The sequence below is a fragment of the Thalassolituus oleivorans MIL-1 genome (assembly GCF_000355675.1).
Taxonomy (GTDB): Bacteria; Pseudomonadota; Gammaproteobacteria; order Pseudomonadales; family Oceanobacteraceae; genus Thalassolituus; species Thalassolituus oleivorans.
Map to the genome: position 1 here is coordinate 1,332,155 of NC_020888.1, position 21,644 is coordinate 1,353,798.

The 21,644-nt window shown below is 46.5% G+C and carries 21 protein-coding genes; 14 read left to right on the forward strand and 7 right to left on the reverse strand.

What is annotated here, in order from left to right; translation table 11 throughout:
* Nucleotides 1-117 precede the first annotated feature (117 nt).
* Genes TOL_RS06020 through TOL_RS18235 form a run of 3 tightly spaced genes read left to right on the forward strand, consistent with a single transcriptional unit; the run spans nt 118 to nt 2,956 of the window.
* Nucleotides 118-1,089 (forward strand): alpha/beta fold hydrolase, encoded by a 972-nt coding sequence (locus tag TOL_RS06020; RefSeq protein ID WP_015486411.1) that lies wholly within the window; start codon nt 118-120, stop codon nt 1,087-1,089.
* A gap of 21 nt (nt 1,090-1,110) precedes the next feature.
* Nucleotides 1,111-2,553 (forward strand): exodeoxyribonuclease I, encoded by a 1,443-nt coding sequence (sbcB, locus tag TOL_RS06025; protein WP_015486412.1) that lies wholly within the window; start codon nt 1,111-1,113, stop codon nt 2,551-2,553.
* Between the two features lie 46 nt (nt 2,554-2,599).
* Entirely contained in the window at nt 2,600-2,956 is a 357-nt protein-coding gene (locus TOL_RS18235; protein WP_015486413.1) for a glutaredoxin family protein, read from the forward strand.
* Nucleotides 2,957-3,000: 44 nt separating this feature from the next.
* Here the strand turns inward: TOL_RS18235 and TOL_RS06035 are convergent, their stop codons facing one another.
* Nucleotides 3,001-3,678, reverse strand: a complete 678-nt coding sequence (locus TOL_RS06035) for a DNA-3-methyladenine glycosylase I (protein WP_015486414.1) — start codon at nt 3,676-3,678, stop codon at nt 3,001-3,003.
* Nucleotides 3,679-3,803: 125 nt separating this feature from the next.
* Between TOL_RS06035 and TOL_RS06040 the strand changes: the two genes are divergently transcribed.
* The 4 genes from TOL_RS06040 (at nt 3,804) to TOL_RS06055 (ending at nt 6,631) form a co-directional block, all read left to right on the forward strand.
* Nucleotides 3,804-4,538 carry a hypothetical protein gene (locus TOL_RS06040; RefSeq protein ID WP_041588417.1) on the forward strand — a complete coding sequence of 245 codons (735 nt, stop codon included), beginning with the start codon at nt 3,804-3,806 and terminating at the stop codon, nt 4,536-4,538.
* A gap of 113 nt (nt 4,539-4,651) precedes the next feature.
* Nucleotides 4,652-5,332, forward strand: coding sequence for a glycine-rich domain-containing protein (locus TOL_RS06045; RefSeq protein WP_015486416.1), 681 nt, complete (start codon nt 4,652-4,654; stop codon nt 5,330-5,332).
* A gap of 33 nt (nt 5,333-5,365) precedes the next feature.
* Nucleotides 5,366-5,623: a hypothetical protein gene (locus tag TOL_RS06050; protein WP_015486417.1), complete on the forward strand. Its 258-nt coding sequence runs from the start codon at nt 5,366-5,368 to the stop codon at nt 5,621-5,623.
* A 90-nt stretch (nt 5,624-5,713) separates the two neighbouring features.
* Entirely contained in the window at nt 5,714-6,631 is a 918-nt protein-coding gene (locus tag TOL_RS06055; protein ID WP_015486418.1) for a pirin family protein, read from the forward strand.
* Between the two features lie 210 nt (nt 6,632-6,841).
* Here TOL_RS06055 and TOL_RS06060 read toward each other — a convergent pair whose 3' ends face one another.
* From TOL_RS06060 to trmA, 3 genes are read right to left on the reverse strand one after another with little or no spacing between them, the layout of a single operon-like run.
* Nucleotides 6,842-7,978 carry a putative solute-binding protein gene (locus tag TOL_RS06060; RefSeq protein WP_015486419.1) on the reverse strand — a complete coding sequence of 379 codons (1,137 nt, stop codon included), beginning with the start codon at nt 7,976-7,978 and terminating at the stop codon, nt 6,842-6,844.
* A gap of 24 nt (nt 7,979-8,002) precedes the next feature.
* Nucleotides 8,003-9,382, reverse strand: coding sequence for an ATP-dependent RNA helicase DbpA (dbpA, locus tag TOL_RS06065; protein WP_015486420.1), 1,380 nt, complete (start codon nt 9,380-9,382; stop codon nt 8,003-8,005).
* Between the two features lie 33 nt (nt 9,383-9,415).
* On the reverse strand, nt 9,416-10,546 hold the full coding sequence (gene trmA / locus TOL_RS06070) for a tRNA (uridine(54)-C5)-methyltransferase TrmA (RefSeq protein ID WP_015486421.1): 1,131 nt from the start codon (nt 10,544-10,546) through the stop codon (nt 9,416-9,418).
* Between the two features lie 280 nt (nt 10,547-10,826).
* Between trmA and TOL_RS06075 the strand changes: the two genes are divergently transcribed.
* Nucleotides 10,827-11,705: an acyl-CoA thioesterase gene (locus tag TOL_RS06075; RefSeq protein ID WP_015486422.1), complete on the forward strand. Its 879-nt coding sequence runs from the start codon at nt 10,827-10,829 to the stop codon at nt 11,703-11,705.
* The gene (locus TOL_RS18240) at nt 11,702-12,256 is read left to right on the forward strand and encodes an acyl-CoA thioesterase (RefSeq protein WP_015486423.1); all 555 of its coding nucleotides are present in this window, start codon (nt 11,702-11,704) and stop codon (nt 12,254-12,256) included. The genes TOL_RS06075 and TOL_RS18240 overlap by 4 nt, the downstream gene beginning before the upstream one ends.
* On the opposite strand, the gene TOL_RS06085 is transcribed toward TOL_RS18240, so the two are convergent.
* The 3 genes from TOL_RS06085 to xseA are packed head-to-tail and all read right to left on the reverse strand — an operon-like array spanning nt 12,253 to nt 14,742.
* The gene (locus TOL_RS06085) at nt 12,253-12,483 is read right to left on the reverse strand and encodes a hypothetical protein (RefSeq protein WP_015486424.1); all 231 of its coding nucleotides are present in this window, start codon (nt 12,481-12,483) and stop codon (nt 12,253-12,255) included. The genes TOL_RS18240 and TOL_RS06085 overlap by 4 nt on opposite strands.
* 17 nt (nt 12,484-12,500) lie before the next feature.
* Nucleotides 12,501-13,343 carry a M23 family metallopeptidase gene (locus tag TOL_RS06090; protein ID WP_041588418.1) on the reverse strand — a complete coding sequence of 281 codons (843 nt, stop codon included), beginning with the start codon at nt 13,341-13,343 and terminating at the stop codon, nt 12,501-12,503.
* Nucleotides 13,344-13,365: 22 nt separating this feature from the next.
* Nucleotides 13,366-14,742: an exodeoxyribonuclease VII large subunit gene (gene xseA / locus TOL_RS06095; RefSeq protein ID WP_015486426.1), complete on the reverse strand. Its 1,377-nt coding sequence runs from the start codon at nt 14,740-14,742 to the stop codon at nt 13,366-13,368.
* A gap of 266 nt (nt 14,743-15,008) precedes the next feature.
* Here xseA and TOL_RS06100 point away from each other — a divergent pair, with 266 nt between their 5' ends.
* The 5 genes from TOL_RS06100 to guaA all read left to right on the forward strand — a co-directional run bounded on the left by TOL_RS06100 (nt 15,009) and on the right by guaA (nt 21,565).
* Nucleotides 15,009-15,479, forward strand: a complete 471-nt coding sequence (locus TOL_RS06100; protein ID WP_015486427.1) for a DUF3015 domain-containing protein — start codon at nt 15,009-15,011, stop codon at nt 15,477-15,479.
* 107 nt (nt 15,480-15,586) lie between these two features.
* Nucleotides 15,587-17,467: an Lnb N-terminal periplasmic domain-containing protein gene (locus tag TOL_RS06105; protein ID WP_015486428.1), complete on the forward strand. Its 1,881-nt coding sequence runs from the start codon at nt 15,587-15,589 to the stop codon at nt 17,465-17,467.
* A complete protein-coding gene (locus TOL_RS06110) occupies nt 17,467-18,342 on the forward strand; it encodes an alpha/beta hydrolase (RefSeq protein WP_015486429.1) in 876 nt (291 codons plus the stop codon). Before TOL_RS06105 ends, TOL_RS06110 begins: the two co-directional genes overlap by 1 nt.
* 78 nt (nt 18,343-18,420) lie before the next feature.
* The gene (guaB, locus tag TOL_RS06115) at nt 18,421-19,905 is read left to right on the forward strand and encodes an IMP dehydrogenase (protein ID WP_015486430.1); all 1,485 of its coding nucleotides are present in this window, start codon (nt 18,421-18,423) and stop codon (nt 19,903-19,905) included.
* 79 nt (nt 19,906-19,984) lie between these two features.
* Complete coding sequence (guaA, locus tag TOL_RS06120) at nt 19,985-21,565, forward strand: glutamine-hydrolyzing GMP synthase (protein WP_015486431.1); 1,581 nt, start codon at nt 19,985-19,987, stop codon at nt 21,563-21,565.
* The last annotated feature ends 79 nt before the right edge of the window (nt 21,566-21,644 follow it).

A 21,644-nucleotide genomic window follows, 5' to 3' on the forward strand; every position in this document is an offset into this window, starting at 1 on the left:
TCTTCAGATCGTCATTTAGATGCTAGGTACAGTAAAGACGGCGCGGATTCGCTGTGGTAAAGTTTGGCAATGGTGAGCGGAGCTCAGTCAAACAATAATAAAATCTCGGGGATCACGATGAATTTCACCAAACTCTTGCTGCTGATCAGCATGGTCGCCATGAGCGGTTGTGCCTACATGGGTGTTGGCTCGCGTCCGTTATCGGAACTAACAGAGAAGTACACCGACGAATCGTCTAAATTTCTTGCGGTTGATGATCTAGTGATTCATTACCGCGATGAAGGCACAGGCCCTGTAGTATTGTTACTGCACGGCGAAACCACGTCGTTGCATATTTGGGATGCTTGGGCTGAAAAGCTGAAAGGCGACTTCCGCGTTATTCGTATGGACCTACCTGGCCACGGTTTAACTGGCCCAGATCAAGCAACTGAGACTTATGATCTCGATTACATGATCACTAAAGTCGAACACTTTATGGATAAGCTAAATCTGCGCAAAGTGCAGATGGTGGGTAACTCTTTGGGTGGTTACATCACTTGGAACTTTGCCGAGCGCTATCCGCAACGCGTAGAACGTATGATTTTGGTTAACTCTATTGGCTATCAGCAAGAGTTGCCTTCAACCTTGAGCTACAACACAATTCCAGTATTGCGTGAGTTCAACGCTTTGATCTTATCGTGGTCAAAGGCGCAACACCGTGTTGAGGAAGCTTACGGTGATGATGAAAAAATTACCGATGATGTGATTCGCCGCAACCAAGATTTGGGTCTGCGCAAAGGTAATCGTTCATCTCTTATTAAAGTTGCACGCACTATTGAAAAAGACACCGACCAGCGTGACCTTGGTAATCGCATTAAATACATTCAAACACCAACCCTAGTAATGTGGGGCGAAGAAGATGAATGGACGCCAGTATCAGTAATGAAGCACTTTAAAGTGGATTTACCGAACATGGATATCATCAGCTACGAAGGTGTAGGCCACTTGCCGATGGAAGAGCTACCGCGCCAATCAGCCCGCGATGCTCTGCATTACCTGCAAACAGGTGAACCAGGTGAGCTACCAGGTAATCAAGAACAAGGCTGGTAATATCGGGCTTAGGAGCCATGAGTGAACAGTATTGTTTGGTACGACTACGAAACTTTTGGTGCTAACCCAGCGTGGGATCGCCCAGCGCAATTTGCGGCGATCCGTACGGATGAAGACCTCAATGAAATCGAACCGCCGGTCGAGATATTCTGCAAACCGGCGGACGATTATCTCCCACACCCTGAAGCTCTCTTAATTACCGGTATAACACCGCAAGATTGCTTAAAAAAGGGCGTGCCCGAAACTGAGTTTATTGCTCGCATTAACGCTATATTTAGCCAGCCTGGTACTTGTACTGCAGGCTATAACAGCATTCGTTTTGACGACGAATTTACCCGTTACACTCTCTATCGTAATTTCTATGATCCTTATACTCGTGAGTGGCAGGGTGGCAATAGCCGTTGGGATTTACTCGATATCGTCCGTTGTGCCTATGCGTTGCGCCCCGATGGCATTAACTGGCCGAAGCATGAAGATGGCCGCGTTAGTTTCAAGCTAGAGCATCTCACCGCCGCTAATGGCTTAGACCACGGTAAAGCGCATGATGCAGTATCCGACGTGCGTGCCACCATCGCCTTAGCACGGTTGATTCGCGATAAGCAGCCCAAGCTGTTTAAGTATTTGTATAACAATCGCAGCAAACAAGCGCTTGCAGCTATGGTGGATGTGACTAATCACAAGCCGCTCATGCATGTGTCGGGTATGTTTCCGGTGGAACAAGGCTGTATGGCGGTTGTGGTGCCGCTGTGCTGGCATCCAACCAATAAAAACAGCTTTATCGCCTTCGATTTAAACCAAGACCCAGCACCATTATTTGCCTTAAGTGCAGAAGAAATTCAGCAGCGGGTATTTACCCGCACCGCAGATTTGCCCGAGGGTGTTGAACGTTTACCGCTAAAAGAAATCCATATCAATAAGTCTCCGGTACTGGCTCCGGCGAAAACCCTAACGCCGGACCAAGCAGAGCGTTGGGCGATTAGTGGCGAGCGATTGCGTCAGCATCTTGCCATGTTTCGGGATGGTGGTTCGTTAACGTTAAAGCTGCAGCAAGTCTTTGGGGATCGCGGATTTGTCGCGGCTAAAGATGTGGATGGTCGTTTGTACGATGGCTTCTTCTCATCGGCAGATAAACAAGCCATGAACGACCTGCACCAGCTTAGTGATTGGGATTTAGCCGATTGGCCTGCGCCATTTAGGGACGAACGTTGTGAAGAAATGTTATTTCGCTATCGCGCACGTAATTATCCAGATACCTTGAATGAAGATGAGCGCGAACGTTGGGAACAGTACCGAGTGAATCGCTTAATGGCAGTGCCCCCAGCGACACCAGCATTAACCTTCGCGCAGTTTGCACCTTTGCTAGAGCAGGCAGCAATGCGTGTAGCCGATGACCCAATCAAATTACAGTGGATACACGAGCTGCAAATGTATGCAGAATCGATTTTCCCTGTTGTGGATTATTAATATTCATTAACGCTGATGTGAATTGGCGGTAATAAAGGAAACAAATATGAAAATAGTAGCTGTCTTGTTTGTTGCATTTGCAGCGTTAACGTCGGGTGCATTCGTAGCCACTATGAATTTAGCGACGCCAGATACGACGTTGGCGACACAACAAGGTGCGGCGCAAACGGACAAAAACGTTGTGTTGTATGCGACCGCATGGTGTGGTTATTGTAAAAAAATGCGCGCCTTCTTCGACGCTCATAATATCCCGTATGTAGAGTTTGATATCGACAACTCGCAAGAAGGGTTAGATCGTTATTATTCTGTTGGCGGTACTGGCGGCGTGCCACTAGTGACAGTGAATGATGCTGTTGTTAAAGGCTTTAACCCGAGCCGCGTGTTGCAACTAATGCAAAATTAATGATTGACGAGAGCACACTAACAGTCGTTAGTGTGCTCTTATTTTTACTTGCGCGGCCCAACCGACCAAGCCAAAATCTGACTGATTTCACTTAATCCCAATCCTGTTTCCTCGCGCCAACGATCCATTGTCGCTTGCAGCTTAGCCCAGCTTGCCTTCGAGCTAGGGGCTGCCTCAATAACCCCAGTGCTAATCAATGCCTGCAACATATCGTTGCTAAACATCAAAGTATCAACGCCCATCGCGCGTAAAAATACTTGCCCAGTGCGGCCACCGCCACGATTACTGCGTTTACGAAATTCACGCAAATTGTCGGCGTAATCTTCTGGTTTCCAAGCTGAAAAGTACTGACCAACACTGCCATGGCTTTGAATCAGATCGTGAAAAAATATCGCGTTCTCGTGTACCGCTTTAATTTTCGCATGATGACGAATAATCCCCGTCTCCTGCATTAAGCGTTCGTAAAACTCATCCGGCTGCATCACTAAATCAATCACGTCAAAGCCTAAGAACACTTCTTCGAAACGCGGCCACTTATTGGCCACCACGGTCCAATTAAATCCCGACTGAAACACACACTGCGATAGTACCGACAACCAACGATCATCTGGAATTGCAGCCAATTGCTTAGCGGACTTCGCCTTACTGATGTGCTTAAAACGCAGATCATAATCGGCATGTTGTGCTTGGGCTTGCTCAATAAAACGGCTGAAAGAAAGCATGATGGCTCCAGCGTGGTGGATATATAGGCAAAAATTATCGCAGTTATAACTCTTTAGTTACAAGTGTATTTATCTTAATATCGAATTCTTGAGTATATCTATATTACAAATGAGAACTTCAGTATATGTGGGTGGGTGATAGCGCTAGATCTAAAAAGGCTCAGAATATTGGAAGGTTAATCAATATTAGCGCCATAATTTTTTGTGTCTGGACTTTTGTTTTTCCTCATCCCGCTGATGTTTTGCTTCCTATTGTTGTCGCCATACCAATACTTGTGATTGGGCTTTGCTGGCGCTACCCATTATTGTATTCGATAGTTAATGAAGATAAATATTCTAGTAAAGTGGAGCTGATAAAGATCTTATTTTTACCTGGTGTGATTCTTTGTCTTAGAGCCCTGATGGATATAGTACTATTTGAACCATCGCAGTTAATATTGCCATCAATTTTTAGTGTTCTAGTTTTTGTCTTGTTGATTGTTATTGTTTCGCCATCGTCTCGAAGGAGTGTAATTACACTTGGCTCAGTGACATTGATGATTACACCATATCCTATTGGTGCTATCGCGGTTTTAAATTCACTTTATGATCATTCAGTTCCTCATTACTACTATCCTACGGTGATCTATGGTGAGAGTAGTCACGGTGGAAAGGTAGTCGAAAACACTCTTTATATTGAGCCAGTAAAGCTAGAAGAAGGTCATCTAATTACCAAGTTAAGTGTTTCGCGAAACGTCTATGCGGAGACAAGTGTTGGCGATGAAGTATGTATTGTCAGTCGTTCGGGTGCATTAGGAATGAGTTGGTATGAGGTTGCGTCTGTTGCAGGGTGTAAGAACAGTCAAAAGATCCTTCTGTAAATGTACGGTCTTTCGAGTGACTATATGAAGTTTCGTGGATTTTATGTGATAGATTCTGGCTTGAGTTCTTAACGTCTGATAGTTATATTGTTGTTATAGAAGAGGGAGTTTTTATGGGGTTTTATGGGATATTCTTTTTACTATTATTACTCGCTTCGGTTTATTACTTGTATTCGAGTAAAAAGAGACGTCAGCTTGAGTTTATCCAAAGTTATCGTTTTTATTCTACGATTGGAAAAAAAATTCAAGAAAAATATCCACATCTAAGAAATGAAGATGTAACTCTGGTGTTATCTGCTCTTAAAGATTACTTCTATATTTGTAATAAGGCTAAGCGAAGGATGGTTTCAATGCCATCTCAAGTGGTTGATGTCGCGTGGCATGAGTTCATTCTATTTACCCGTCCTTATCAAACATTTTGTGATAAAGCTTTAGGTCGATTTCTGCATCACACTCCAACAGAAGCTATGCGCACAAGAACACTGGCTCAAGATGGGATCAAGCGAGCATGGAGACTCGCATGTGCTAAAGATAATATTAGCGCAAATGCTCCGATCCACTTGCCACTGCTGTTCGCCATTGATGCCAAGCTCGGTATCAAAGATGGTTTTATCTATTCGCTAAATTGCAAAGATGAGTCGTCACCGCTTTATGGTGATGGCTACTGTGCTGGTCACATAGGTTGTGCTTCTGGTTGCGCCGGAGACTCGGGTGCAACATCAAGTTCGGGTGGCTTCTTTGACAGTTTTGGTGGTGACTCCAGCGATTGCGGCGGAGGGTGTGGCGGTGATTGACTTTGTAAATACTGATTTTATGAGGAAATAACAATGAAACGTACTTTATTAATACTTCTTGCAGCTTTTGCTACTACCGGTTGTGCTACGGCTAAATATACTTTGGTCTCAGGTGAGTACGGGTGGGATAAACGAAGCAAAGGTGGATCTGAGCGCTCTCAATACTCAAGTGAAACTATGTATAAAATAAATTCTCAAACCGGTGAAACTTGGCGTATGACGTTTGATCAGAGTAAAGGTTATTTCTGGGAAGCCATTAATCATATAAATATGGATGCTGTTGAGAAGTAAAATACAGAATAATTAGGTATCTAGTAATATTTTATGTTGGCTATTTTAATGATCTATTAACGTTACTTATTAACTCCACGAGGGCATATTATGAGTATTGAAACCAAAGAAACAGAGTCCGAATGCTCGGTTAATCAGGGCTGTGATGCGATTGAGTTGATTATTCAACCTCGTGCAAAAGATCTCGGTGGATTTTCGGTTCGTCGTACCTTGCCGACGAAAGAACGCAAAATGGTTGGACCTTGGATTTTCTTTGATCATATGGGCCCTGCGAATTTTCCGGCTGGCTCTGGTATCAATGTTCGTCCACATCCGCACATCAACTTAGCCACGGTTACTTACTTATTCGAAGGCGAAATATTACATCGTGATTCATTAGGCAGTTATGCCACCATCACGCCCGGCGATATTAACTTAATGGTTGCAGGGCGCGGCATCACGCACTCTGAACGGGAACGGCCAGAAGTGAAGGGTGTTGATCATACCTTGCATGGGCTGCAATTGTGGCTGGCTCTACCAGAGAAAGACGAAGAAATTGATCCTGCTTTCTATCATTACCCTTCGGCCTCTATTCCCGCAGCAACCATTGAAGGTGTGCCGTTACGGGTATTGATGGGCAGCGCTTATGGCCTAACGTCACCGGTGTTAACCTATGCCGAAACCTTATATGTCGAAGCTCATCTGCAAGCAGGGCAAACGCTAGCATTACCGAACAGCGAAGAGCGGGCTATTTATGTGGCCAAAGGCAGTTTGAAGATTAAAGACAGTATTATTCCTGAATTTGCTATGGTCATCTTGTCAGCCGCGGATGGTGTGGTGATCGAAGCCGCAGAGGAATCGAGAATTGCCTTAATCGGCGGTGAAAAAATGGCTAAGCGTTATATCGAATGGAATTTCATTTCTAGCCGTAAAGAACGAATTGAGCAGGCAAAGCAAGATTGGAGAGCGGGTAATTTTCCCACGGTCGTCGGTGACGAAGAGGAATTTATTCCTTATCCAGATAAGTGATATTACTGACTATATCTCAGTCTGTCATTGTGGCCAGATTTAGTTGATCACTACATCAGAATCTCGGAATCTACGGCCGTATTAAACAAGAGAGGATGTTGCGAGTAGGAGATGCTGTTTATATTTCAGATAATTAAAAGTACCAGTTACAAGCTATTAATAAGCTCGTAACTGGGTTGTCTATAAATATATTCAGCCGTGAATTGGATATTATTCAACAGAGTTGGTGCATTCGCTGTTAGCAGGTTCGAATCGACAGCGAATTTTACGCGCTAAACGCAGCATACTGGCATCATAGTAGCCTTCATCGCGTAGCTTAATACGAATATCTTGATATATTTTGTTTTGCTTTTTTGTTTCGGCTTCTGACATGGAGATCCAAAAATCTTCTGATACCACTCCGTTGAGTTCTTGCATGAAACGCTGGGAGTAGGTATCGAATTTAAATAGAAAGTCTTCACGTAAGATTTGGGCTATTCCTAAAGGAAATAATTCGGTGCGGCCAATTAGCTGTAACGTAGATTGCGATATACTGTTGGCAAATGCGCCCTTATTACCACTGTCCTGACTATTGCCGGCAACTATGTAGGGCAGAGCTGGCGAGATCATAGCGTCGACTTTGCCATCCACATAACTCTGTACTGACTCCATTAGAGCGCCTTTTACAGGAGTTGCACCTACGGTATTAACAATTGTCTCTGTGCCAAGATTACTTGAGTCTACGCCAATTTTTTTCTGCTTGAGGGACGTTAGAGTTGTGTCTGATCGGTCGTTTACGAACACATAGCTTCCACCAACGGTTGCCATACCCATTACGGTATATTGGTCGTTAGTTAAGCTTTTTCCCATTTTAGGATCGGCCAGTACTTGAGTTAATAACTGCAGATGTTTACTTTCTGGTAGGGCGCCAACCGCCTCTATGGTTGCTGAAAATTTATTGAATTGAGCAACTAAAGCTCCACGTACGAGTATGGCATCACATGTTTTTTCGGTTAAAAAATTCTCGATTAGTTCATTTTCGTTTTGAAAAACGATGACGGATAAATTTAGGCCATAGTGCAACGAGCGCAACACCTGATCGTTGACTGTTGCTGCGATGGGGCCGGATTTGCCAATTGGGTCCCACGCGCAAAATGTGCGTTTGATATGGCCGTCGACGAATATATCGCTGTGCAGTTCTTTGATGGCATGAATACGCTTTTCTAACGGTATGTTTGGATTAACTACGGTAGATTCTAGCCGTGCTTTTTTCCTCGCATCCAGTGAATTACTGGATGCGTCTAGTCCCCATGCTGTAGAAAAATATAAAACAGTCAATAATACGATTATTTTTTTTATGATTATCATTCCGTTACCTTAGTGTATCCATTTTTAAGCTTTGCGTGATCTTACATTTTTGCCTTTAATGGGCGTATTTTCTAAGTGCTGTAGCGCTGCATTGCAGGCGTTGCGTTTAACAGCCACGTAAGTGACTTGTTCTAATACATCGATTTTGCCAACTTCGGCACCCGTTATACCACCATTTTTTGTGAGAGCGCCGAGTACGTCCCCCGGGCGCATTTTGTGGCGACGACCGGCTGCAAGTGCGAGAGTGATCCACTCTGGTCGCTCAATATCTGCAGGTACTGTGCTTAAATCATCGGCGTTCATGCTGTTTACTTTTTGCCCTATTTGCTCGGCAATGGCGTCGCGTTTGTAGCCTTCTTTATTGGTGGTTAGGCTGAGAGCAAGTCCTTCCTTACCGGCACGGCCAGTACGACCAATACGATGCACATAGACTTCAGCGTCGCGTGGGAGTTCGTAATTGATGACAGCAGGCAGGTCGTCAACGTCGAGGCCGCGGGCAGCGACGTCGGTAGCCACCAAAATCGCAAGGCTGCCTTGGCGAAAGCGCACGAGTACTCGGTCACGATCTTTTTGTTCTAAATCACCGTGCAGACCCAACGCGCTGTAACCTAAGTCACGTAGGTGCGTACAAACCTCGTGAGTGGTTTGTTTGGTATTGCAAAAAATCACTGCTTGTTGGATGCCAAAATGCGCAAGCGCACGTTCTAGCGCGCCTAAGCGATCATCGCGGTCGCATTCAATAAATTGCTGCTGAATGGTGTGCGCAGTATGCAAGGATTCAACGCGAATACTGACCGGATTATTTTGGTACTGACGGCTCAGTGCTTCGATGTTTTCAGGATAAGTTGCAGAGAACAGTAACGTTTGGCGATTGTGCGGTGTTTCTTGCACGATACTGTCGATATCGGCTGCAAAGCCCATATCCAGCATTCGGTCTGCTTCGTCTAGTACTAGTGTGTTGATTTGGCTGATATTCAGAGTTTGCTTGCGCAGGTGATCTTTAATTCGACCTGGGGTGCCAACAACAATGTGCGCGCCATGTTCTAGCGAGCCGATTTGTGGGCCAATTGGCATACCACCACACAAGGTGACCACTTTAATATTCTGTTGAAAACGCGCTAGCTTACGAATTTCAGTCGCTACCTGAGTCGCCAGTTCGCGGGTAGGGCACATGATCAAGGTTTGCGCGCCAAAGAAGCGAGGATTAATGCGGCTTAGCAAGGCAATACCAAAGGCAGCGGTTTTACCACTACCGGTACGTGCTTGGGCGAGCACATCTTTGCCTTCCAGTGCGGCGGGTAACGCCTGCTGCTGGATTTCGGTCATTTGCTCGTAACCCATTTGTTGCAGGTTATCGAGTTGTTCTTGAGGTAATCCCAAGCTAGCGAATGTTGATGCGGTCATGGTTGGCCTGTGTGTTTGGCTAAGTTGGGTTTGCTATTGGTCTTTATTGGCTGAGCGACGCGTCAGTACTACACCGGTTTCGATGTGGTGCGTGTACGGAAACTGGTCGAACATGGCGAAGCGTGTGATTGTATGCGTTTTGCACAGTTCCGTCAGGTTTGAGTGCAAGGTATCTGGATTACAGGAGATGTAGATGATGTTGTTGTATTCGCTGATTTGGCGTACTGATTCATCATCTAGGCCGGCGCGCGGCGGATCGACGAGCACAGTGTCGAAGTTATAACTGGTTAAGTCGACATCGCCCAAACGGGTAAACGTGCGCTCGCCGCGAATGGCTTGTACGAATTCCTCTGACGATAAACGCGCAATAATCAGATTGTCTAACGCATTATCGCGGATATTGATTTGGGCTGCAGCGACCGATGTTTTTGAAATTTCGGTGGCTAATACGCGATCATATTTATCCGCCAAGGCGACTGAAAAATTACCGTTACCGCAATACAGTTCTAATAAATCGCCGCTAAAGGCATCCGAGGCCGAGCGTGCCCAGCTCAACATTTGCTGATTTAAGCCGCCGTTGGGTTGCGTAAAGCCGCCTTCGATTTGGCGGTAATGAAAAGCCTTACCGTCTACTTGTAGGGTTTCGTTGACGTAATCGCGCTCTAGCACCAATTTTTGTTTGCGCGAGCGCCCAACAATTGGAAAGCCTAAACGTTGTTGCAGAGCTTCGGCTTCTGCCTGCCATGCGTCGTCGAGTTTTTTGTGATAAATCAGGGTAATCAGTGCATCACCACTCATGGTGGTGAGAAATTCGACTTGGAATAATTGACGACGCAGCAATTCGTTTGGCTGAATTTCGACCAGCAATTGTTGCATCAAACGATTAATGAGTTGCGATGCAATAGGGAATTCTTTGACTTCGTAGGCTTTACTCTTATTACCGGGCTCAAACATGGCGTAGTAACAACGATCCCCTTCGTGCCACAAACGAAACTCAGCACGCAGGCGAAAGTGGCTTGGCTCGCTGGCATGAACTTCAAGCTCTGGTGGTTGAAACTCTGCAAATAACTGGCGCAGGCGATCGCTTTTTTCATCGAGCTGAGCGGGATAGATACTGGTATCTAGGACGTTGAAGTCGTGCTGTTTGTCTTCGGCCATACTCATACGAAACGTAGCCCTGTGTCGGCGTGGCGGGTTGGGCCGAGTATTATACGCATAGAGGCGTCGCTTGCATCTTTCCGCTTGGTTTTTGATCGTTAAAGGGGGAAAAGTCAGTTGTGGAGCATTCGTTCTGTTGTGATTGGCGTTCGATGGGCAAAAATCTACAATGGCGCACTGTGTCATTTGGGCCAATGCCTTAGCGCTTGTATTCCGTATTGTGCTAGCGCATAACGAAACATAAGCATTCCGTTATTTGTGAATGCATTTGAAAAAGGGTCAATGTATGAGTGATGTATTGCAGGATTTAATCAAGCTGCTGCGTCCAGTATTTATCGGTGAAAATCGGTTTCGTGGTGAAACGCAAGATTTAGGGTTTCGTGCATTATTTGGTGGTCAGGTTATGGGCCAAAGTTTAGCTGCGGCTTTGCTAACCCTGCCAGAGGGCGACTGGGCTCCGCATTCGTTGCATGTCTATTTTATGCTCGCGGGTACGGTTGGTGATCACTTGGAGTTTGATGTTGATGTGTTAAGAACTGGACGTAGCTTCGCCACGCGCCAAGTCAAAGTGACGCAAAATGGCCGTGCGATTCTTACCATGATTTGTTCGTTCCAGCATCCAGAGAAAGGCTTTGAGCATCAGGCGCCGATGCCAGATGTTAAAGGTCCTGATGGCATTCCGTCACAATTAGAATTAGCGCGTATGTTTCGTGATCATTTCCCCGAGCGAGTACGCGATATTTATACCGCCGATAAGCCGATTGAAATGCGGGTGCTTGATCCGGTAAATATTTTTGCGCCACAAAAGAAAGATCCGGTGAAGTTTGTATGGATGAAAGCTGATGCGCCGATGGGTGATGACTACAACGAGCATTGCACTATGCTGGCGTATGCCTCAGATTTTAATTTGGTAGCAACGTCACTGCATCCTCATGCGGTTTCCTATGGTCAAAAAGATCTACAAATGGCTAGCCTAGATCACAGTATTTGGTTTCACCGCCCATTCCGTATGGACGAATGGCTACTGTACGCAATTGATAGCCCGAATGCCGGTGGCGGTCGCGGCTTTTGCCGTGGGCAAATTTTTAACCAGCAAGGTGAGCTTGTTGTCTCGGTTGCACAAGAAGGCTTGATTCGTAAGTTGGATTTGAGCGCTAAAAAATGATCCAACTGATTCGCTATGCATTAATGATTGTGCGCTGTCCTTGGCGACCGCGTCGTGACCCATTTGGTGTAACGACAACCACATTTAGAGTAATGCCGTGGGATTGTGATCTAAATTTGCACTTAACCAATACCCGCTACCCGATGTGGTTGGATTTGTGCCGAGTTCAGAGTTTTTTTGAAATTGGTATGATTCCTTTGGTATTCAAACAAGGTTGGCGATCTGTGATTGCCAGCCAAACCATGAGTTTTATTCGCGAAATCAAACCGTTTGCTAAAGTCGTGGTCGAAGGACGGGTGGTTTATTGGGATCGTAAATACGTTTACACCGAGCATCGTTTTTTGGTCGATGGAAAGCTTCACTGTAAAACATTGGCTCGCGTTGCCATGATTCGTGGTAATCGCGTACGGTCGTTTGATTCGTTATTAAAAGCGATTGATGTATATAACGATGAGCCAGAAGGCAACTACGAAGCGATGACGCCGTCGGCAGAAGTAACGGCCAAGATTAATTTATTGAACGCTAAGCGCGATGCGGAATTAGCGCATTAATCCTGTTTTTTAGTGTTTTCTTTGGTGGCCGTGTCTGCATTAAATGATTCAGCGCTGCCATTTTCTTTTACATTTTTCTTATCATCATCAGCTACATCGGTGAGCAAATCTGCCGCACCGCTGAAATCAAAACCCTCCGTTATTTCCAAGGCTTCTGGATCTGGGCGTATTCCACAGCTACTGCCCTTTACTGGCATTAAACCGGATGTTCCTGGATGTTTGGTCATGAGATTTACCTCGGTAATTACTGGTTACCGTTAGGGTCGGCTACCAGCAAGAGCGGATTTACACGAGTGTTATTCATACTGATACTCCAATGTAAGTGTGGGCCAGTCGCGCGACCGGTTTGTCCCACAGCACCAATCGCATCGCCGCGTTTTATAATTTGACCGTCCTTAACGTCAATGCGGCTCATGTGGCACATCATGCTGATTAGGCCTTGGCCATGATCAATAAATACGCTGTTACCATTAAAGAAAAACTCGCCTGTTAATACGATTTTTCCATCTGCCGGAGCTAGAATGGTGGTGCCCGCCGGTGCAGCGATATCTAAACCACTGTGCGGTTTGCGCGGTTGTTCGTTAAAAAAGCGCTTAAATCCGAATGGGCTACTTAATGGCCCTTTTACTGGCCAACTCATTTTTTGCCAACCCTCTGCAACGATACCGTTGTAGCCTTTGTATGCCGGTCCCATGAGTGCGTATTCTTTGTTGATGCGCGTCATATCATTGGTTTCTGGGTTTACGTGGCGCTTATTTTCGACCGTGATGTGTTGCTCGGGATAATCATGCGTTCCGACTTCAACTGTCCACTGTTTTTGCTGGCTAGTTAAGGTGAGTTTGCCATTTTGCTCCAATGGCACCCCAACAACTGCGACCCATTCTCCGCTTGTTTCTTGTACGGTTAATACCGGCTGTTTTCCGAGTTTTACGGTTGGGCGTTCGTGACTTGTTATTCCTAAAGGAACAGAGACGATCCCGCCAGGAATGGCCGCCATCGGGTAGTCGCTAAGCGAGTCGGCTTGGGCATGGCATAGCGTATTGGCTACTAATAAGAGAGAGGCTGTAACGGCAGACAATATTTTCATTTTTATAGCCATAGTGATTGAGTTACTTCTTTGTTGGTGACGATTTTTTTAACGTTTTACGACGTGACAATACTTGGCTTTCAATCCAGCCTGAGCCGAGTCTAGTGTGCATTATGTCGTCTATTTTCACATCTGTGTGTTTTTCAATCACTTGGCCGTCAGCTCTCTGAGTGATCGAATAACCACGGCCTAATACTTCTAAGGGGCTCAGGCTGCTGAGTAATTTAGCTTGGCTTTGCAAACGTTGACCTTGCTGTTGTAAATGAGTTTGCATACGTCGTTGTAGTTGCAGCCATAAACGCTGCAACCGTTGCTGATATTCCGTCAGGTTGCGTTGCGGGTGTTGGTGATTCAGCGCTTGCTGCAATCGGCCTAAACGCTGTTGTTGGTCGCGTAACTGCTGACGCATGGCGCGTTGCAGGCGTGCTTCTAATTGATCAATACGTTGAGCCTGATTGCGCAATAGATGTTGTGGCCCACGTACGCGTTGCTGCAAGCGTAAAATACGCTGTTGCTGTTGCTGCAAATGTTGGCGCATGCCTTGGGCCAAGCGGCGTTGCAGTTGTTGCAAGCGTTGCATCACATCTTGTTGATCTGGACTCACTAACTCGGCGGCTGCAGAGGGAGTCGGAGCGCGCACATCGGCAGCGAAGTCGGCAATGGTGATATCGACTTCATGACCCACCGCGCTAATTACTGGTAATTGCGATGCCGCAATAGCGCGAGCAACGATCTCTTCGTTGAAGCACCATAAATCTTCTAGCGAGCCGCCACCACGGCCAACAATGATGGCATCTACGCGCTGATCTCGATTGGCACGGCCAATGGCATCGACAATTTGTTGTGTCGCTTCACGCCCTTGAACGGGGGTAGGGTAAATATCAACTTCCATTGACGGCCAGCGACGTTTCAATACGGTGAGCATATCGTGGACTGCGGCCCCAGTAGGGGAGGTGACTAAACCAATGCGCTTAATAACGGGCAGCGGTCGTTTGCGTGCAGGGTCAAATAATCCTTCTGCGGCTAAGCGATTTTTAAGCTGCTGAAATGCCAACAGCAGAGCGCCTTCCCCGGCGGGCTTCATGCTATCGACGATTAGCTGATAATCGCCACGATTTTCATATAGGCTGACATTGCCGCGTAGCTCAACTTGATCACCTTCTTTTGGTAAAAACTTTAGTTGAGAGGTCCGCGAACGAAACATAGCGCAGCGAATCTGAGCACCACTGTCCTTGAGGGTAAAGTACCAATGGCCTGAAGACGGGCGAGCTAAATTGGATATTTCACCCTCGACCCGCACAGACGAAAAAGAAATCTCAAGCAGTTGGCGTGCACGCTGATTGAGTTGGCTAACGGTGAATACACCCGGATCTCGGGTTTGAGGCTCTTGAAACGACATAGCGCTACTGTATTAGTACTGCAGTAAATGTGTGTTCAGGCTGCCACAAACTCGTGTGATTCTCCAGTCAGGCTTTCGGATAATGCTGTAATTTTTAGATTGGCACTAACGGCATTTGATGATATCCGGTTTGTTATAATTTCTTTGATTTTGCATAGACATCAACAAATTTTAGGACTAAGTTATTTCTCGATCAGTATTAAAGATACGGGTTTAACTGTATGTTTTTTGAACTGAACTTCTTTATTTGAACAAGGAATTTGTCCATGAAAAAATTGATCGCAGCAACAATTCTTGCTACTTCATCTACTATGGCATTCGCTGCAGGCCCAGCGGGTTGCGGTTTGGGTACTGCTGTAGTCTTTAAAGATGCTAGCCAATGGTATGAGCATGTATTAGCAGCTACCACTAACGGTACTTCTGGTAACCAAACATTTGGTATGACCTCTGGTACTTTGGGTTGTGAAGCAGCTAACGGTCCATTGGCAGATGCACAATTGTTTATTGATCAAAATATGGATCAGTTGGCAGTTGATGCAGCGAAAGGTCAAGGCGAAACTCTAGCTGCATTGGCTGAAGTTATGGGCGTAGAAGCAGCAGATTCAGCAGCATTTAACCGCACTGTTCAATCTAACTTTGATTCTATGTTTAACGCTGATGCAACTTCTGAAGTGGCTTTAGAGTCACTGAAGACTGCAATGGCTAAAGACGTTGAGTTGAAAAAATACGTTGGCTAATCTTTGATTAGATCTTCGTGATGAAAGCGCGCTTCGGCGCGCTTTTTTATGTTTACTGTTTTCTTTTTAGGTTATGGTTTCGCTTTCGTTAAATGGATATTTTTACCATGCTCCGCTCAGGATTGTTGTTGTCGTTTTTTTGTACATTCTTGTTGGCCAGTGCATCGGCTTTTCCTTCAACAGAAAACCAATCTTCAGTTATTAGTGATAACCAGATTCAAGCGCTCGCGGATAAATCACAATGGGCACATCTACTACATGTTCGTTTACATCCGTTTAGTCGTAAGATAATTAGCCAAAATGACAGTGATAATTTCTTTTTAGCGGCTGATGGTAAAACCAATCCAGAGGCTGAAATGGCAGCGGATATCGCCGCATTTTCCCTTACGGAACAGGCACCTGACGTTTCGGCTCAATGCCAGTTTCCCGCGCGATATTTCTGGCTGAAACAACAGTTACCCCTTAATACCTTTGTTGATCAGCCTTGCCCCAAATTTGAAAAGTGGCGTGATGATTTAGAAGCCAATTCGCTGACGCTCATATTTCCAGCCTCGCATATCAATTCGCCCTCATCCATGTACGGCCATACATTAGTGCGTATGGACAGAGCTGATCCCTCGCGTAGTAAATTACTGGCCTATAGTGTGAATTTTGCGGCTAATGCCGACCCCACTGATAACGAGTTGGTGTTTAGCTACAAAGGTTTAACGGGAGGTTATCCTGGAGTGGTATCTGTGATGCCGTACTACGAAAAAACCAATCAGTATCAGCATATGGAATATCGTGATACGTGGGAATATCCGCTGAATTTTACCCCTGATGAGGTTGCGCAGTTCGTGCGTCACATCTGGGAAACCCAAGATACGTATTTTGATTATTTTTTCTTCGACGAAAACTGTTCTTACCGTTTACTGGCGTTGCTGGATGCTAGTTCTGAACGAGCAAACTTAGCGGATCAATTTGTATTAAAAGCCGTTCCGGTTGATACGATTCGAGCTTTAGAGCAACAAAATCTGATCGCAGGCTACGAGTATCGGCCATCAGCGGCGACGGAGCTGGAATTTATGGCGACGCAAGCCGATGGCGAAGTCGTTGATCGCGCCAAGCAATTAGTTGAAAGCGACGATTCTGTAGATGACGTATTGGTCGGCTTATCACCGCTTGAGCAGGCGCAAGCGCTGGAGCTAGGGCATGCCTATGCACGTTATTTGTCGGTGAAAAAGAAGAAGGCGAGTCCGGAATTGCGTAAACGCACGATCGCCATCCTTTCCGCCAGAAGTAAGTTGGAAACCGGTAGTCCTTTCACTTCCGTACCTATGCCCGATGTTCGTGATGATCAAGGCCATAAAACACAGCGCGCTAGGTTAACCCTAGGGCAGAGTGATGAGCAGCCGTTTGTGCAGTTAAGTTGGCGCGCGGCTTACCACGAAATATTGGACCTTCCTAAAGGATTTGTCCCCGGTTCGCAGATACAAATGGGGGAGATTGATATACGTGATGGCGGCAACCATGATCTGCAGTTACAGCGGTTCTTGCTGGTGGATGTTTTATCGCTGAGTCACCGTACACGCTTTCAACGCCCTGTCGCTTGGGGTGTTAGTGCCGGTATGGATAGATATGCTGCCGGAAATAGCGAGCTGTTCACTTATCTGAACGTTGGTTTTGGTCGCGCGCATAAACTGGGTGATGGCCGAATATATGGTTTAGCGCAAATAGAGCTTAAAGCCGACAATCAATTCGAGGACGGTATTCAAGCATCGATAGGGCCGCGTTTAGGTTGGCTGTATCAAGGGCAAACGTATCAGCAACAGTTTGAGTTTAATTGGCAACCGGCCACATTGGGTGACGATACCATTCGCCGCCAATTGCTGTTACAGCAGGGTGTAGGGGTGGCCGATAACCTGCAGTTGCGTTTGGCTTTTAAGCGTCAATGGGCGGAAGCTCAAGCAATCAATGAAGCTGATATATCAGCGGTTTGGTATTTTTGATGCGTTTTAAATTAGTTTGTCTGTTTTTGTTGTCAGGGGTATTGGTTGGCTGTACCTCTTTAACCAGTTTGTATTTTGTGCCGCGCACTGTGTGGATACAAACGCCGCAAGATGTTGGCTTAGTGTATGAAGACGTTTATTTAACTACTGCCGACGATATCACCGTACATGCTTGGTGGATTCCGGCGCAGCAAGATGGGGTGCTTGAGCACAATGAAGAGCAGCAGGCGGATGCGCCGGTGGTTCTGTATTTGCACGGCAATGGCGAAAATATTAGCAGTCATTTTCGCAGTGTCGCTTGGTTACCTGAGCGCGGTGTAGGGGTGCTAGCGCTCGACTATCGTGGTTATGGTGCCTCCGAAGGTCGAGCCATGATGCCCGCTGTCATGATGGATGTCGAAGCCGCTGCTATTTGGTTAAAGAGCAGGGCTCCAGAACAGCCTTTGGTGGTATTAGGACAAAGTATGGGAGCCGCGTTGGCGGTTAATTTCGTTGCTGCGGCGCAACACACTTATTCAATTGAAGCCTTGGTGCTTGATGCGCCGTTTAGTGGTTTTCCTGCTGTTGCCCGTTCGGCGTTGGCGCATTCTTGGATTGGTTATCTGTTTTGGCCAGGTACTTTGTTTGTACCGTCAACCTGGGATCCAGTGCGCTTGGCGCCTAGCATTGAGGTGCCGGTGTTGGTTTTTCATAGCCCTACGGACGGTGTTATTCCTTATGATCAGGGCAAAGAAGTGTATGCGGCACTTAGGTCGCCTTCGTGCTGGATAGACAGTGTCGGCCCGCACATTCAGACCTTTGCTTACCCCGATTTGAAAGAGGCTGCTTATCGCTTCATTGAGGCTCAGGGTTGTTCGTCGTTTACCGGTGACTGACCTTTCGGTATAATGCGCCGCCTGGGAGTCTAAGGACTTCCGAATTACCTTCATTCTCCTCGTTCTGGAAGGCACTCTATGTTGCGAATCGCTCAGGATGCACTCACTTTTGATGACGTGCTATTGGTTCCCGGTTATTCCGAGGTTCTGCCCAATCAGGTTTCTCTGAAAACACGCTTAACACGCGGCATTCAGCTTAATACGCCTGTTATCTCGGCTGCCATGGACACTGTAACCGAAGCCCGCCTAGCTATTGCCATAGCGCAAGAAGGTGGCCTTGGTATCGTTCACAAAAACCTCTCTGTTGAAGAGCAGGCTGCTGAAGTACGTAAGGTTAAAAAACACGAAAGCGGTGTGGTTAAAGATCCAATCACTGTGCCGAGCACGACGACGATTCGTGAAATCTTAGAATTAACCAATCAGCACAACATCTCTGGCATGCCAGTTGTCGATGGTGAAGAGCTGGTGGGTATTGTGACAAGCCGCGATGTCCGTTTTGAGAAAAATCTCGACGCAACTGTAGCTTCAGTTATGACGCCAAAAGATCAGTTGGTAACGGTTCTAGAAGGTACTAGCCCACAAGAAGTACAAGACTTGCTGCACTTGCACCGCATTGAAAAAGTGCTTGTGCTGAATGCCAACGGCAAGCTAACCGGCATGATGACAGTTAAAGATATTCAAAAAGCCAAAGCCTATCCAAGTGCAGCCAAAGATGACCAAGGTCGTTTACTAGTTGGCGCTGCGGTAGGTACTGGTGCAGGTACTGACGAACGTGTTGATGCACTGGTTAAAGCTGGCGTTGATGTGATTGTTGTTGATACCGCCCACGGCCATACCAGCAATGCGAATGGCACAGGCGTTATTGACCGCGTACGCTGGGTGAAAGAACGCTACCCTCATATGCAGGTCATTGCAGGTAATATTGCGACTGCCGCTGCTGCGGTTGCATTGGCTGAAGCTGGCGCTGATGGCGTTAAAGTGGGTATTGGTCCGGGCTCAATCTGTACTACTCGTATTGTCGCCGGTGTTGGTGTTCCGCAGATTTCTGCTGTAGCCAATGTCGCGGCTGCAATGGAACCGTATGGCATTCCTGTTATCGCGGATGGCGGTATTCGTTTTTCTGGTGACATCGCGAAGGCGATTGTTGCCGGTGCCAGTGTGGTGATGGTCGGTTCTATGCTAGCCGGTACTGATGAAGCGCCAGGCGAAGTCGAATTGTTCCAAGGCCGTGCTTATAAGTCATACCGTGGTATGGGGTCTTTGGGTGCAATGGGACAGAGCCAAGGCTCTTCAGACCGTTACTTCCAAGATAAGAAGGATGGCGTCGATAAATTAGTACCAGAAGGTATTGAAGGTCGTATCGCCGTTAAAGGTCCATTAACCAATATCGTTCACCAGCTCATGGGCGGTGTGCGTGCAGCCATGGGTTACACCGGTTGTGCCACGATTGACGAAATGCGTACTAAGCCAGAGTTCGTTCGTATTACGGCGGCTGGCATGAAGGAATCTCACGTTCATGACGTGCAGATTACTAAAGAAGCACCAAACTATCGCTTAGGCTAATTAACTGCCTAGCAAGAAATAACGGGGATGATGCGTCATCCCCAATTTTGTTTTTAACGCCTACATTCTGGAAAGCCTCATGTCTCAAGACATTCATGCCCAACGGATTCTGATTCTTGATTTCGGTTCACAATATACTCAGCTGATTGCTCGCCGCGTGCGCGAAATTGGTGTGTTCTCTGAAATTCGCGCTTGGGATATGGACGAAGAAGAAATTCGTGAATACAACCCTAGCGGTATCATTTTGGCTGGTGGTCCTGAGTCTGTGCCTGAGCCGGGCTCGCCGCGCGCGCCTGAAATCGTCTTTAACATGGGGCTGCCTGTGTTGGGTATTTGTTACGGCATGCAAACCATGGCCGAGCAGCTTGGCGGTAAGGTTCAAGGGTCGAATATTCGTGAATTCGGTTATGCCCAAATTCAAGTGGATAGCGAAAGCCGACTATTAAAAGACATTAAAGACCACATTGATGCAACGACTGGCAAGTCGTTACTGGATGTGTGGATGAGTCACGGTGATAAAGTCGTTACCATGCCTGAAGGCTTTGAAATTATGGCGTCTACGCCATCTTGCCCTATTGCCGGTATGGTGAATGCAGCGAAAAATTTCTATGGCGTGCAATTCCATCCAGAAGTGACTCATACCCTGCAAGGTAAACGTTTATTAGAGCATTTCGTATTAGAAATTTGTGATTGCGAAGCTTTATGGACACCTGCCAAGATTGCTGAAGATCAAATCGAGCGTGTACGTGCTCAAGTAGGCGATCAGAAAGTTCTATTAGGTCTGTCTGGTGGTGTTGATTCCTCGGTTGTTGCTGCCTTGCTGCATAAAGCCATTGGCGATCAATTGACCTGCGTGTTCGTTGATAACGGCCTATTGCGCAAGAATGAAGGCGATATGGTGATGGACATGTTCGCCAAGAACATGGGCGTTAAAGTTATTCGTGCCGACGCTGCCGATTTATTCTTAGGTGCGTTGGCTGGGGTATCTGACCCAGAAGCCAAGCGTAAAATCATCGGTGGAAACTTTATTGAAGTATTTGATGCTGAAGCAACCAAGCTTAAAGACGTTAACTTCCTAGCACAGGGGACTATTTATCCCGATGTGATTGAGTCAGCGGCATCGAAAACCGGTAAAGCGCATGTGATTAAATCTCACCATAACGTCGGCGGATTGCCAGATGATATGAAGATGGAACTGGTCGAGCCGCTACGCGAACTATTTAAAGATGAAGTACGTAAAATCGGTTTAGAACTCGGTTTGCCGTACGACATGGTTTATCGCCATCCATTCCCGGGCCCTGGTTTGGGCGTACGTATTTTGGGTGAAGTTAAAAAAGAATACGCCGATATCTTGCGCGAAGCGGATGCCATCTTCATCGAAGAGCTGCATAACTTCGATTGGTATCACAAAACCTCCCAAGCATTTGCCGTATTCATCCCGCAGAAGTCGGTTGGTGTGGTAGGCGATGCCCGTCGTTATGAGTGGGTCATTGCCTTGCGTGCGGTAGAGACCATCGATTTTATGACCGCTCGTTGGGCGCACTTGCCATACGAATTGTTAGAGAAGGTGTCGAATCGCATTATTAATGAGATCGAACATGTCTCGCGCGTGACATACGATGTGTCGAGCAAGCCGCCAGCTACGATTGAGTGGGAATAACTTGGTACTGGCTGCTTAAGTATGAAAAGAAACCACCTTCGGGTGGTTTTTTTTGCTAAAAAATTCCGTTTTACTTCTT

Excerpts from the sequence above, each read along its gene's own strand:
- TOL_RS06020 (WP_015486411.1), top strand. The coding sequence starts at position 118 with ATGAATTTCACCAAACTCTTGCTGCTGATCAGCATGGTCGCCATGAGC.
- TOL_RS18235 (WP_015486413.1), top strand. The coding sequence starts at position 2,600 with ATGAAAATAGTAGCTGTCTTGTTTGTTGCATTTGCAGCGTTAACGTCG.
- TOL_RS06035 (WP_015486414.1), bottom strand. The coding sequence starts at position 3,678 with ATGCTTTCTTTCAGCCGTTTTATTGAGCAAGCCCAAGCACAACATGCC.
- TOL_RS06040 (WP_041588417.1), top strand. The coding sequence starts at position 3,804 with ATGTGGGTGGGTGATAGCGCTAGATCTAAAAAGGCTCAGAATATTGGA.
- TOL_RS06045 (WP_015486416.1), top strand. The coding sequence starts at position 4,652 with ATGGGGTTTTATGGGATATTCTTTTTACTATTATTACTCGCTTCGGTT.
- TOL_RS06050 (WP_015486417.1), top strand. The coding sequence starts at position 5,366 with ATGAAACGTACTTTATTAATACTTCTTGCAGCTTTTGCTACTACCGGT.
- TOL_RS06055 (WP_015486418.1), top strand. The coding sequence starts at position 5,714 with ATGAGTATTGAAACCAAAGAAACAGAGTCCGAATGCTCGGTTAATCAG.
- TOL_RS06060 (WP_015486419.1), bottom strand. The coding sequence starts at position 7,978 with ATGATAATCATAAAAAAAATAATCGTATTATTGACTGTTTTATATTTT.
- dbpA (WP_015486420.1), bottom strand. The coding sequence starts at position 9,382 with ATGACCGCATCAACATTCGCTAGCTTGGGATTACCTCAAGAACAACTC.
- trmA (WP_015486421.1), bottom strand. The coding sequence starts at position 10,546 with ATGAGTATGGCCGAAGACAAACAGCACGACTTCAACGTCCTAGATACC.
- TOL_RS06075 (WP_015486422.1), top strand. The coding sequence starts at position 10,827 with ATGAGTGATGTATTGCAGGATTTAATCAAGCTGCTGCGTCCAGTATTT.
- TOL_RS18240 (WP_015486423.1), top strand. The coding sequence starts at position 11,702 with ATGATCCAACTGATTCGCTATGCATTAATGATTGTGCGCTGTCCTTGG.
- TOL_RS06085 (WP_015486424.1), bottom strand. The coding sequence starts at position 12,483 with ATGACCAAACATCCAGGAACATCCGGTTTAATGCCAGTAAAGGGCAGT.
- TOL_RS06090 (WP_041588418.1), bottom strand. The coding sequence starts at position 13,343 with ATGAAAATATTGTCTGCCGTTACAGCCTCTCTCTTATTAGTAGCCAAT.
- xseA (WP_015486426.1), bottom strand. The coding sequence starts at position 14,742 with ATGTCGTTTCAAGAGCCTCAAACCCGAGATCCGGGTGTATTCACCGTT.
- TOL_RS06100 (WP_015486427.1), top strand. The coding sequence starts at position 15,009 with ATGAAAAAATTGATCGCAGCAACAATTCTTGCTACTTCATCTACTATG.
- TOL_RS06105 (WP_015486428.1), top strand. The coding sequence starts at position 15,587 with ATGCTCCGCTCAGGATTGTTGTTGTCGTTTTTTTGTACATTCTTGTTG.
- TOL_RS06110 (WP_015486429.1), top strand. The coding sequence starts at position 17,467 with ATGCGTTTTAAATTAGTTTGTCTGTTTTTGTTGTCAGGGGTATTGGTT.
- guaB (WP_015486430.1), top strand. The coding sequence starts at position 18,421 with ATGTTGCGAATCGCTCAGGATGCACTCACTTTTGATGACGTGCTATTG.
- guaA (WP_015486431.1), top strand. The coding sequence starts at position 19,985 with ATGTCTCAAGACATTCATGCCCAACGGATTCTGATTCTTGATTTCGGT.